The 12,658-nt window shown below is 36.5% G+C and carries 14 protein-coding genes; 1 reads left to right on the forward strand and 13 read right to left on the reverse strand.

Annotation, left to right across the window (positions count from 1 at the left end):
* Positions 1 to 15 precede the first annotated feature (15 nt).
* The 6 genes from A6J74_RS09075 to panB form a co-directional block, all read right to left on the reverse strand.
* Complete coding sequence (locus A6J74_RS09075; RefSeq protein WP_000758736.1) at positions 16 to 537, reverse strand: cell wall elongation regulator TseB-like domain-containing protein; 522 nt, start codon at positions 535 to 537, stop codon at positions 16 to 18.
* Between the two features lie 7 nt (positions 538 to 544).
* Positions 545 to 715 (reverse strand): YpmA family protein, encoded by a 171-nt coding sequence (locus A6J74_RS09080; protein ID WP_000412179.1) that lies wholly within the window; start codon positions 713 to 715, stop codon positions 545 to 547.
* A 251-nt stretch (positions 716 to 966) separates the two neighbouring features.
* Positions 967 to 3,771: an ATP-dependent DNA helicase DinG gene (dinG, locus tag A6J74_RS09085; RefSeq protein WP_000044979.1), complete on the reverse strand. Its 2,805-nt coding sequence runs from the start codon at positions 3,769 to 3,771 to the stop codon at positions 967 to 969.
* A gap of 133 nt (positions 3,772 to 3,904) precedes the next feature.
* Positions 3,905 to 4,288 carry an aspartate 1-decarboxylase gene (gene panD / locus A6J74_RS09090; protein WP_000490175.1) on the reverse strand — a complete coding sequence of 128 codons (384 nt, stop codon included), beginning with the start codon at positions 4,286 to 4,288 and terminating at the stop codon, positions 3,905 to 3,907.
* Positions 4,289 to 4,300: 12 nt separating this feature from the next.
* Entirely contained in the window at positions 4,301 to 5,149 is an 849-nt protein-coding gene (panC, locus tag A6J74_RS09095; RefSeq protein WP_000692374.1) for a pantoate--beta-alanine ligase, read from the reverse strand.
* The gene (gene panB / locus A6J74_RS09100) at positions 5,149 to 5,985 is read right to left on the reverse strand and encodes a 3-methyl-2-oxobutanoate hydroxymethyltransferase (RefSeq protein ID WP_000851101.1); all 837 of its coding nucleotides are present in this window, start codon (positions 5,983 to 5,985) and stop codon (positions 5,149 to 5,151) included. The genes panC and panB overlap by 1 nt, the downstream gene beginning before the upstream one ends.
* 526 nt (positions 5,986 to 6,511) lie before the next feature.
* Here panB and A6J74_RS09110 point away from each other — a divergent pair.
* Positions 6,512 to 6,901, forward strand: a complete 390-nt coding sequence (locus tag A6J74_RS09110; protein ID WP_000062349.1) for a cupredoxin domain-containing protein — start codon at positions 6,512 to 6,514, stop codon at positions 6,899 to 6,901.
* Between the two features lie 122 nt (positions 6,902 to 7,023).
* On the opposite strand, the gene A6J74_RS09115 is transcribed toward A6J74_RS09110, so the two are convergent.
* Genes A6J74_RS09115 through A6J74_RS09145 form a run of 7 tightly spaced genes read right to left on the reverse strand, consistent with a single transcriptional unit; the run spans position 7,024 to position 12,579 of the window.
* The gene (locus A6J74_RS09115) at positions 7,024 to 8,004 is read right to left on the reverse strand and encodes a biotin--[acetyl-CoA-carboxylase] ligase (RefSeq protein ID WP_001192039.1); all 981 of its coding nucleotides are present in this window, start codon (positions 8,002 to 8,004) and stop codon (positions 7,024 to 7,026) included.
* Complete coding sequence (locus A6J74_RS09120) at positions 7,989 to 9,182, reverse strand: CCA tRNA nucleotidyltransferase (protein WP_000439298.1); 1,194 nt, start codon at positions 9,180 to 9,182, stop codon at positions 7,989 to 7,991. The genes A6J74_RS09115 and A6J74_RS09120 overlap by 16 nt, the downstream gene beginning before the upstream one ends.
* The gene (bshA, locus tag A6J74_RS09125) at positions 9,169 to 10,314 is read right to left on the reverse strand and encodes an N-acetyl-alpha-D-glucosaminyl L-malate synthase BshA (RefSeq protein WP_000768312.1); all 1,146 of its coding nucleotides are present in this window, start codon (positions 10,312 to 10,314) and stop codon (positions 9,169 to 9,171) included. The genes A6J74_RS09120 and bshA overlap by 14 nt, the downstream gene beginning before the upstream one ends.
* Positions 10,311 to 11,015, reverse strand: coding sequence for a bacillithiol biosynthesis deacetylase BshB1 (gene bshB1, locus A6J74_RS09130; RefSeq protein WP_000015658.1), 705 nt, complete (start codon positions 11,013 to 11,015; stop codon positions 10,311 to 10,313). Before bshB1 ends, bshA begins: the two co-directional genes overlap by 4 nt.
* 11 nt (positions 11,016 to 11,026) lie before the next feature.
* Positions 11,027 to 11,422, reverse strand: a complete 396-nt coding sequence (locus A6J74_RS09135) for a methylglyoxal synthase (RefSeq protein WP_000684758.1) — start codon at positions 11,420 to 11,422, stop codon at positions 11,027 to 11,029.
* A 15-nt stretch (positions 11,423 to 11,437) separates the two neighbouring features.
* Positions 11,438 to 12,238, reverse strand: coding sequence for a dihydrodipicolinate reductase (gene dapB / locus A6J74_RS09140; protein WP_000658795.1), 801 nt, complete (start codon positions 12,236 to 12,238; stop codon positions 11,438 to 11,440).
* Positions 12,238 to 12,579, reverse strand: a complete 342-nt coding sequence (locus tag A6J74_RS09145; RefSeq protein WP_044810165.1) for a nucleotide pyrophosphohydrolase — start codon at positions 12,577 to 12,579, stop codon at positions 12,238 to 12,240. The genes dapB and A6J74_RS09145 overlap by 1 nt, the downstream gene beginning before the upstream one ends.
* Positions 12,580 to 12,658 lie beyond the last annotated feature (79 nt).

Consider the following 12,658-nt stretch of genomic DNA (forward strand, 5'->3'; position numbering starts at 1 on the left):
TAGTTCCCCCTACATCTATTTTTGAGCGCTATATCGTCTTAAAAACGACCCATCTTTAAATTCAAGATAGTAGTAATTATAACGATTGTCATAATCAATATATGTAACTTCCCATAATGGTACTTCTACTGGTACACCATCTCTAATACCTTTTTCAAAGCCTAATTTCACTTTCAGAATTTCTTTCGGCTTTCTTTTTGATTCTTTATCGCCGACTTGTTCTATTGTTCTTTGTATAGCCTCTTTTTCGGAAATACCTTCACTCTTTTTCCTTACTACGGTATCCCCTTTTTTCTCAGGCACCCAAACGATAAGATGTTCTCCCTTTTCATCTGTACCCTGTACGACTGTATATGCAGCTTTTCCGTTGTAATAATCAACAGATGTCACTTTTGTAAGCTTTGCTTTTTCTTTAGCAATTTCTACAGATTTCGACTCTTTGGGAATTTTCTTATCCATCGCTTTATTATAAACATACGCCCCATATATTCCGCTAGCAACGATAACGATAATGATTGCAAAGATCCACTTTTTCATTGTATCACTACGTTCTGTAAATCGTAAATACAGCTGTTTCTTTGTCTTTTTCGTCTAATGCTAATCCGAACATGAGGTCCTGCTCTTTTAACGTACGATTCAAACTATCAACAATTTTATACAAATCTGACGAATATTTAATACGCGTCGTTGATAGTACTTCGATTTTCTTCTCCATGAAAAAACTCCTCCGTTACACAAAAATTTCTAATTATAGAAGAACGCAATGCGGTTACAATAAGAGTACATTCTTTACAACCCCTGCTTCATCACCCATCTATTATAGCAGGACATGTACAGCAAAAAAAGGTTTCAAGTCGAAAACCAATACATTTTGTATACAAGAAGTAAGAAAAATAAAATTCCTCCTACCCACATTTTTTACGCCTGAAGTTCATAAGTACTTCAGGCGTATTTTTCTTCCAATTTTTATTCATTTGACGGTTCTTCTAATTGCACCAACAACTCTTCTAACGGTCCTTCATAAAGAGGTACATTAGGAATTGATTGTAAAAATCTTTTTCCATAGGAAGAACTCGTCAATCGACGGTCTAACACTACTACCGTCCCCGTATCAGTATTCGTTCGAATTAAACGCCCAAATCCTTGTTTGAAACGTAATATTGCTTGCGGGAGCGTTAATTTTGCGAATACGTCCTCACCTTGATTTTTTAGCCATTCACCTTTCGCTTCCATCATCGGCTGATGAGGAGGTGTAAAAGGAAGACGGACAATGACAAGGCAACTCAAGGCATCTCCTGGAATATCGATTCCTTCCCAAAAACTGCTCGTGCCTAACAATATTGACTTGTCGAACTCTTGAAACTTTCGAATTAAGCGACTTCGACTCCTATTGTTTACACTTTGTGTTAATAATAGATAGCCTTCTAATTCATCATTGCTTTTCAAATTCGCATACGCTTCTTTCAGCATTTCATACGAAGTGAATAAAACGAGCATTCTCCCTTTTGTAACTTTTGCTATCTTGGCAATATGTTCCGATACAGATTCAATATATTCCTCATTACTTACTTGCTTAATAAACGGTACATCCGTTGAAACCATTAATTTCATTTGTTTCTCATAATGGAATGGCGATTGAACCTGTAAAGTATTTGGAGCAAAATCATGTAAGCCAAGCTCTTCTTTTATATAGTCAAATGTATCGTTAACTGTTAATGTTGCAGATGTAAAGATAACACTCTTTTTTTCTGTTAAAAATTCATCAGCAAACCTTTCTCCAATATGAACTGGTTGCGCGTATAAAATGGTTGAATGAATCGTTCCTTTCGTCTCCGTCTCCATCCAAGTTACATATGCATTTTTTTCCAATATGAGCAACTGTAATGATTCTGCCATCTTTCTCAGTAACCCACTTAAATGCATAAATTCACCCGTAACAACATGCATTTCCCACTCTAACTTACTTTGCAATATATCTACTTGTTTCTCAAATATGGTCACTATTCTTCTTAATTCATATACAAAACGATTTGTTAACTCAACAATACTATCCCACAACTTACCTTGCTCTACTTCCGTGTTATATCGATAAATGAGCGGCATATTGTTTGTTCCTTGTTCTTGCTTTGTTTGTTTAAATATAAAAGTACGTAACATTTGGAATAGTTCATCCGCATCAAATTTAAGTTCCTTCAAACTATGGCTTATCATACGGAAAGTAGAACGAGATGCTTGCTCTGATTTTTTCATCATTTTATATACTTTAGAAAGCACATCATCCGTTTCTAGTGTACCAAGTCGAGATAAAATCAATTGAAAATACATACAAGAGAACTGCTCACCTAGTGTTCTACTCGCAGCTTCTTCAATATGATGAGCTTCATCAAAAATTATATGTTCACATGAAGAAAACAGTGGTTCTTCACTTGAAAAATCTTGAAATAATAATGCATGATTTGTAATAACGATATCTGCAAATAAAGCTTTATTTTTCGCTCGCTGATAAAAGCATCGACTAAACCAATTACTTTGCATACCGCCCGGACTATACGCATCACTACAAATACGATTCCAAAGTAACTTTCCGCCCTCTGGAATATTTAATTCATCTCGGTCACCTGTTTCAGTTTTTAATAACCAAACTAAAATTTTCGCCTTCGTAAGTGCCATATCGTAATTTTTTTCTTCCTCTTGCAAAGCATATTCAAATTTATGTAAGCAAAGATAATGCTTTCTCCCTTTTAGAAGAGCTGTCTCAAATGAAAATGGCATTATTTTTTGCAATAACGGAATTTCTTTTTCAAGTATTTGTTGTTGAAGTTGTACCGTTTGTGTACTGATAACGACAGGTTCTTCTTTTTTATTCGCAAAATAAAGACTAGGAAGTAAATAAGCAAGAGTCTTTCCCGTCCCTGTACCTGCTTCAATAAGAGAAAAACGAGAATCTCTTAACGCCGTATATATCTCTTTCATCATCATTTGCTGACTTTCTCTTCTTTCAAACTTCGGCATATGTAATTCCAGTTTATCCATCGTTTTATTCAAGAAAGCATCAAATTTTAATGAATATGTTTCTCCAAGACTTAAGGAATAGTTCCGTTTTCTCAGTGCAATATTGCGATACACTTCATATTCCGCTTTTATTTCTTTACCATGCATTACTTTCTTTAGAATATTTTCAGAAAGCACATCAGCTATATCACTTTGGAAAACATCACTCAATTCATAAAGTGATTGTAATGTAACAAGTGGTAATTTTTCAATTTCATTTAAAAATTGTAAAAACAACTCTGCTGTCGCAAGAGCATCACTATCCGCACGATGTGGTTGATCGTGTTCGAGTTCATGTTTCTTAGCTAAATCACGTAATTTATAACTATCGGCTGTTGGCAAAAGAATTTGTGCCAATTCAACCGTATCGATTTTAGGACAATGTATTTCTGTATATCCAACCTGCCTTAATTCTTCGTTTAAAAAATTCCAATCAAAGTGAACATTATGCGCAACGAAAGCGGCACCTTGTAATAGCTCAACAATCATCGGGGCTACATCTTGAAATAACGGGGCTTGTTTTACGAGACTTTCATCAATCCCTGTTAATTCTGTAATAAATACGGGAATCTCTCTCTTTGGGTTAACAAAAGATGAAAAAATTTCCAATATCTCTCCATCTTCTACTACAACAGCTGCAATTTGGGTAATTTTATCTTTCCCGTCTTTCCAGGAGTTTCCTGTCGTCTCTAAATCAACAACGACATAACGTTTACTCATATATGTAACACCTCAATTTCTTACCTTTCAAACAACAATAATTCATATAATGTTACTATACCACGTTTTATCTCATCTTAATGAAAAGATGCACAAAAAAGCTATCTCCTGATATAGAGATAGCTTTCCTCTTTTATAATATTGTACCAGCCTTTTCAGCACCTAACATTTCAACAATTTGATTTTGATCGTCTAACACTGCAATTTTTGGTTCTTGTTTATGAACCTCTTCTTCCGTAACTAAGCCATAACAAATTATAATTACTTTATCTCCCGGTTGTACAAGCCTTGCTGCAGCACCGTTTAAACAAATAACACCGCTACCGCGTTCGCCTTTAATAACATATGTCTCTAAGCGCGCACCGTTATTATTATTTACAATTTGAACTTTTTCGTTCTCTACAATATTTACTGCATCCATTAAATCTTCATCTATTGTAATACTACCTACATAGTTTAAATTTGCCTCCGTTACAGTTGCACGATGTAACTTTGCTCTCATCATTGTGCGAAACATAGATGCTCCCCCTTATTTAACCGTTAATGTTATATTGTCAATTAATCTTACATTTTCAAACTTAACTGCAATAGCTAAAATGATTCTTCCTTCCATTTCCCCTACTATTGCAAATGACGGATATGCATATAAATCCGCATAATCTACAGTACCTTTCGTATACGTCTCAATATGTTCTTTCACAAAATTTGTAATGATTTCTGAATTACGTTCGCCTGCCTCAATTCTTTCTTTCGCTATACATAGACTGCGGTATAAATGAGAAGCCTCTTCACGTTCTTCTTGTGATAAATACACATTACGAGAACTTTTTGCTAATCCATCTTCTTCTCTTACAATATCAACTGGTACGATCGTTACTGGAATATTGAAATCAGTTACAAATCCTTCAATTACAGCAACTTGTTGTGCGTCTTTCATACCGAAATAAGCACGATTTGGCATTACAATATTAAATAATTTCATTAGTACAGTCGCAACTCCAGAAAAGTGACCAGGTCTTTGTTTTCCACATAATACGTCAGTACGCTTTACAACTTCTACTGTTGTTGTTTGTTCTGCCGGATACATTTCTTCTACACTCGGATAAAATAAATAATCCACACCGTTTTCTTTTGCTACACTTTCATCTCTCTCAATATCACGAGGGTATCGCTCTAAATCTTCGTTCGGCCCAAACTGTAGTGGGTTTACAAACACACTTAAAACTACAATTTCATTTTCTTCTCTTGCCTTGCGTAATAAAGTAGCATGCCCTTCATGTAAATACCCCATCGTTGGAACAAAACCAATATTCTTTCCACTTGTACGAAGTTCGCTCGTAATTTGCTGCATCTCTTGCACTGTAGTTATGATTTTCATTACTGTTTTCCCCCGTATAACGCTAAGCATTCTTCTTCTTTCATTGTGAACGAATGTTTCTCTTCAGGAAATTGCCCTGTCTTCACTTCAGCAACATATTGAGAAATCCCACGTACAATTTCCTCTTGAACAGACGTATACTGTTTTACGAATTTCGGAACACGATTTACCCCATATGAGATGAGATCATGATATACAAGAACTTGCCCATCTACTTTTTGTCCCGCTCCAATCCCTATTATTGGAATTGTTAATTGCTTCGAAATTAATTCCGCTAACTGCATTGGCACACATTCTAACACAAGTGCTATCGCACCAGCTTCCTCACATTTCTTTGCATCGTCTATTAATTTCTTTGCACTTTCAGCATCTTTTCCTTGCACTTTATATCCACCCAATACTCCCACAGATTGAGGAGTTAAACCTAAATGCGCTACGACGGGAATTCCTGCATTCGTTAAATAATGAATCGTTGATATAACTTCTCCAGCACCTTCTACTTTCAGTGCATGTGCTCCGCTCTCTTGAACGATGCGGCGTGCATTCACCATCGTTTCTTGTAACGATATGTGATAAGACATAAACGGCATATCAGTTACAATAAATGTTTCTTTCGCTCCGCGGCGTACAGCTTTCGTATGATGAATCATATCCTCTACTGTTACAGGTACTGTTGAATCATATCCGAGTACAACCATCCCAAGAGAATCTCCAACTAAAATCATATCAACTTCAGCTTCTTCTGCTAATTTAGCAGAAGGATAATCATACGCCGTTAGCATCGTAATCGGCTCACCTTGCTCTTTCATCTTCAAAAAATCTGTTTTTGTTTTCAAAAACTACTCCTCCTTTATGCAGGAGAGAGGCGATGGCCGAAATCATATAAAAAACCCCTCTGGCCATAAAAGGGCAGAAGGGTTGTGTGTTAGTCGGCATTATTCATCCCTCTGTCCCAGTCCGTTATTGGATCAAGGCAGAATCCAAGTTATTATTTTTTGTACTGCTTCGAATCATGGTGCAGTTCGCTCTGATACTGCCCACATTCGAACTAATTATAGCAAAGTACAAAAAGAAATTACTACATTTTTTTGAAAAAATAATTTTTTATTTCCATTACGGTATGTGAAATTTAACTAGATAGTGTATATGCTATATAGTTTTTACAGAGAATTCAGTCCTAAAAAATAAGTGGGTGTGTTTCCCATACATACCTTACAACTCCAAGTTAATTTCTTTTGTAATCCATTTAAATGCAAAAAATTGATTTAAAGATACTGATATTTTATTTGACTGTATAGTATAAGCCTAAAACTAATGATGCAGGTTAATTGAAGAAAAGCACTTAGAAAAGGAGAATTGCGAATGTCTATGAACAAGTGGTTATTTCCATTACTCGGTTTGTTTGTAATGATTGTGAGTGTGATAACTTTAGACTCCATCAACGTAGTTGCCTCAGCTAACGTCGTAACACAACCTATTGAGTCAACGAAAGTGATTGAAGTCGAACTTAACGATGATTACTTTAATCCGAATGTCATCACTATTCCGATTGAAGAAACAACAACATTGTTATTAAAAAATAAAGGTAAGAACGAGCACACCTTTACAGTGAAAAAACTCGGAATTGACGTCGTAGTTGAGTCAGGAAAAGAAAAAAACATTACCGTAAAACCTAAAAATACTGGTACATATGAATTAATATGTAGATACCATCTCCTTAAAGGAATGGAAGGAAAAGTAATAATCAAATAATAAGCAGCGCTAATCGAACGTTACTCTACATACAACTTAAGTTGTAAAAAGTGTATTGTCACATTACAAAGCCTACTCAAAAATATTGAAATAAAAAAGAAGTTCCAAAAAAGGAACTTCTTTTACTTCATTTCGATATCCGCAGAATGAATATGATGTATTTTCCCTTCATGGTCCTCCAGAAGCAATACACCCTCTTCTGTAATCCCTTTTGCTAGCCCCGTAATCGTCTGTCTCATCGTTCGGGCAGTAATTTCTTTCCCGATGCTCACAGCGTAACTTTCCCAAAGAATTTTAATTACAGAGAAACCATTTTGTAAATACTCTTCATATAATTTTTCTAGTTGTAAAAAGATTTGTTGCATAAGTTCCGCACGAACAATTGGCTTACCTGATTCAATCGCTAAAGAAGTGGCAATTTGCTGAATTTCCTTATCAAAATGTTCTTGTTTTTGATTCGCATTAATACCAATTCCCATAATGACAGCATTGATTTTATCAGGATCCGCTTGCATTTCTGTTAATATACCTACAGCCTTTTTACCTTGAATTAAAATATCATTCGGCCATTTAATTCCTACATTTACACCTGTGCATTTTTCAATTGCTTGTGCAACGCTAACAGCCGCTAGCAGAGTGAGCTGCGGGGCATGATGAACCGGGATCGATGGACGCAAAATAATACTCATCCAAATTCCTGTTCCTTTTGGCGAATGCCACTTTCTACTTAAACGGCCTCTACCTGCAGTTTGCTCTTCCGCAACGACAATTGTTCCCTCTTCTACTCCTTCATAAGCAAGTTTTGCTGCAATATGCTGAGTAGATTCAACCGATTCTTCAAAATAAACCGTTCTACCGATACGCTCTGTTTGTAATCCTAACTGAATTTCATTAGCAGTTACTTTGTCTGGCTTCCCCGCAATGCGGTAACCTAATCGACGCACAGCTTCAAGTTCATATCCCTCATTCCGAAGGTCCTCCATATGTTTCCACACAGCGGTTCTTGAACAACCAAGTTTATCACTAATCGTTTGGCCAGATACAAACTCTCCATCCGCTTCAGAAAAAACTTGCAACAACTGCTTTCTTATAGTAGATTGCATCTTTGCAGCCACTCCCTTATACTCTCTTTCTCATTAACTACATTTCCTTGTACGATCGCTTCTTCGATTTTTTGAAGCATTTCAGCAACCCACGGACCAGGCTTTTTATTCGCCCAGTTTAATAGATCATTCCCACTCACATTCATTTCTTGACGACCCTTGATTGGCAATGCATGAAACATTGATTGTACTCGTTTAACAGATGTAGGGTTATAGTTTTCAATCATCGCTTCATATACTCTCTCTGCCATTTCAGCGATATGAATTCCCGTTTTATAAAGAAGGACTGTATCCCAATCCTTCTCCTTTCTCGTACGAATTGTTAATAAAACTGCGACAATATCTTTTATTTTTTTATTCGAAAACTTCCATTGACGTAAAAATACAGATGGATGCTCTTCTCCGATACAATATAAGAAAAATGCCCATGCCTCAATGTCTGTTTCAAAAGAATCCCATTTATACTGCGTAGCTTTTAACAGTCTCTCTTCTGACATTTGTAAATAGGGCAAATGAGAAAATAGCTTCGTCTCTACTAATTCTTTGAGGCCCTTCACACAATAGGTACCAGTTAACAGTTTCTCAAACTCTACTGTGATGCGCTCAATTGCTATATGTTCTAGCAAGTGTCCATACGTTTCAATCGCTTGCTTCGTTTTCGTTTCTAAAGAAAACCCTAACGTACTTACAAACCGAATGCCACGCATCATTCTTAGTGCGTCTTCTTGAAAACGATTCGCTGCATTTCCAACTGTCACAATTTCTCTCTTTTGAATCGCTTCCTGCCCAGCAAATAAATCCACCATTTCGCCTTCTTCTGTCATGGCAATCGCATTCATTGTGAAATCACGACGTTTTAAATCCTCTTCTAATGAACGAACAAATTGAACACTACTAGGTCTTCGAAAATCTTCATATTCGCTTTCTGTTCGAAAAGTGGTTACCTCATAAGGTTCACCATTTTCTACAACAATTACAGTTCCATGCTCAAGACCAACAGGAACATGTCTTGGGAATATATCCATTACTTCTTCTGGTAAAGCAGATGTCGCAATATCAATATCTCCAATCGGCCTATCGATAATAAGATCTCGTACGCTCCCACCAACAAAATAAGCCTCATGTCCTTGTTGTTTTAATATCTCAATAATAGAACTAGCTTTTTTAAATCTTTCCATTTTTGTCATCCCTTAGTATGTCATAGTAAATTGCTTCATATTGTGAGACGATTTTTTCTGAGCGGAACTGCTCATAAACACTTTCTCTTGCTCGCTCTCCCATATTACGGTGAAGCTCTTCATTCTTTAATAGCTGAATGGCTTGATTGGCCACACCTGTTGTATCGCCAACTTCACATAAATATCCTGTTTCACCATGTTGAATGACTTCTGGAATACCTCCAACCCTTGTTCCGATACAAGGTACACCACACGCCATCGCTTCTAATAAAACAAGACCAAAACTTTCCTTCTCTGATAGAAGCAACATTAAATCACTCATCGCAAGCAGTTCTGCAACATTATCTTGCTTCCCTAGGAATAAAACGCGATCTTCAATATGTAAATTCTTCACTATCTGTAAAATTGTACAAAATTCTGGTCCGTCTCCAACAAGAAGCAATTTCGCATCAACTTCTTTAGCAACTTTAGCAAATGCCTGAACAACATCCTGCACACGTTTCACTTTACGGAAATTTGAAATATGAATAAGTACCTTTTCACTCTCACTTATACCGTATTCTTTCTTTAATTGAGACATATTACGCTTGAAATATACACGTTCGTCTATAAAGTTATATACCGTTTGAATGTCTTTATTTGGTTTTACAAGCTCATGCGTTTCGTCAATTAATGAATGCGAGACAGCAGTAACAACATCAGACTGCTCAATACCAAAACGAATTAAATTATTTAACGAAGGGTCGGAACCTAACACAGTAATATCTGTTCCATGCAAGGTTGTAACAATTTTAATACGCTCTCCAATCATTTGTTTCGCTAAATAAGCACAAATTGCATGTGGTATTGCGTAATGCACATGTAAAATATCAAGACTTTCTCTTTGTGCAACCTCTGCCATTTTACTCGCTAATGCTAAATCATATGGTGGATATTGAAATACAGAGTATTGATTCACCGTCACTTCATGAAAATAAATGTTTGGATACACTTTATTTAATCGAAATGGTAAACCCGATGTAATAAAATGAATTTCATGCCCGCGTTCCGCCAATTGCTTTCCTAATTCTGTTCCAACAACTCCAGAACCACCTACAGAAGGATAACATGTAATACCTATTTTTAATTTCATTTACATCCCCCTATTAAATCAGCATGTAATAAAACCGGTTTCTTACTCATAAATCCTTCGGCATACAAGACTCCAACTTCTTTCCCAAACATCTTCTCACGAGCGACCACAGTTTCAACGTAACCCTCTGTTAACGGCGTCTTAACACCATCACTCCCTGTTGAAAACTGACTTTCATACGCTTCTAATGCTTCCACTTTTTGCGATAGGTACTCACTAATATCTATACAAAAATTCGGTTTATGAAAACCATTAATCATATAATTATAAAAAGACTCCACACGATGTGGTGGAAGTTCTGGCATATATTTACGGATTCCTGCTGAAAAAATAGCCTCTTCCACAAGCTTTGCACAATTTGCATGATCTGGATGACGATCTTCATAATATGGTGCAAAAACGAGTTTTGGTTTATATGTACGGATTACCTTTACAATTTCACGTATAAACTCTTCTTTCATATACAAGCCACGATCTGGCATCGCTAAATTCAGTCTCGTTTTTACTCCCATTATACGAGCTGCGGTCTTTGCTTCTTCTTTTCTCAACTCTATCGTTCCATTTGAAGAAAGGTCAGCTTCTGTTAAATCACAAATACCTACTTCAAACCCTTGCTTCGTATATTTTGCAATGGTACCCGCCATGCCGATTTCAACATCATCGGCATGAGCACCAAACGCTAATATATGTAATCCACTCATAATTGTTCCCCTCATTTTCTTAACTTGCGATAATCTAAATCCCCTCGTTCTAATGCGTGCATTAACATTTCAGCACTTGCCATGTTCGTTGCAAGTGGAATCGCATATACATCACATAAACGAAGTAATGCATTTACATCTGGTTCATGCGGCTGAGCAGTTAGTGGATCTCGGAAAAAAATCACCATATCCATATCGTTTTTTGCAATCATGGCTCCGATTTCTTGATCGCCACCAAGAGGACCCGACTGATATCTTGTTACATCTAAGCCAGTTGCCTCCATAATGCGAAGTCCTGTCGTTCCTGTTGCAAATAATTCATGTTTTTCAAAAATCGGTTTATATGCGTACGCAAACGAAACCATGTCATTTTTCTTTTTGTCATGTGCGATTAAGGCAATTTTCATCCGTTTTTCTCCCCTTTAGTCGATAATGTTTTCTAAACCGTACACAAGATGATCAATGTTCATTACTGTTTCAATTGATAGTTTTACACCTGACATAAATGATGCACGATTGAATGAATCGTGGCGAACCGTTAACATTTGTCCATCCCCGCCGAACATTACTTCTTGGTGTGCAATAAGTCCTGGTAAACGTACACTATGAATGTGAATACCGTCTACATTTGCACCACGAGCACCTTCTAGTTGCTCTACTTCGTTTGGATGACCTTGCTGCTTTGATTCACGATTTTGACGAATTAATTCTACTGTTTTGACAGCTGTACCAGATGGTGCATCTAATTTTTGATCATGGTGTAATTCAATTACTTCAACGTCTTGGAAGTACTTCGCTGCCATTTGTGAAAATTTCATCATAAGAACTGCACCAATTGCAAAGTTTGGAGCGATAATTGTTCCTACTTTATTTTCTTTTGCATTTTCTGTTAATTGCTTTAGTTCTTCTTCCGTAAATCCAGTTGTACCAATAACAGATCGAAGTCCACGTTCAACTGCAAGTGTCACATGTTTCTTTCCAACTTCTGGTGTTGTTAAATCTAATAATACATCTGCTTCCACTTCATCTAAACAAGTATGTAAATCTGCGTAAATCGGTGTATCTAACATCGGCATACCAGGTAAGTCTGAAATCTTTTCTCCAGCGTGCTTATAGTCTACTGCTGCTACTAAATTGAAATGTTCTGTTCTTTCCATAAGAAGGACTGCTTCATGTCCCATACGTCCTCTTGGTCCAGCGATAATTACTTTAATTTCTTTCATTATTCTTTCTCTCCCTCATCAATGCGTGTCCAGCGATCTTTATCACGTGTATTAAATTTTTCCATTACAATGTTATGCGCTGTTTCTAAATCAATATTTAAACTATTTGCCATACAAATCATAACAAACAATACATCTCCAAGCTCTTCTTCAATACTACGTTCTGTTTCAGTTGTTTTCTTCGGTTTCTCACCATAGTAATGGTTTACTTCCCTCGCAAGCTCTCCCATTTCTTCCGTTAAACGAGCCATCATTGCAAGCGGACTGAAATAACCTTCTTTAAACTGACCAATATATGCATCTACTTCTTTCTGCATATCTTTCATCGTTTTTGCTTCCATACTAATCACCTCTAATCCTTCCTCTTTCATGTTAGCCAATTCATCGCGATTTGACAAATATTATTCCCCGCCAAACACC

It is taken from the genome of Bacillus sp. FDAARGOS_235 (genome assembly GCF_002073415.2).
Classification (GTDB): domain Bacteria; phylum Bacillota; class Bacilli; order Bacillales; family Bacillaceae_G; genus Bacillus_A; species Bacillus_A toyonensis.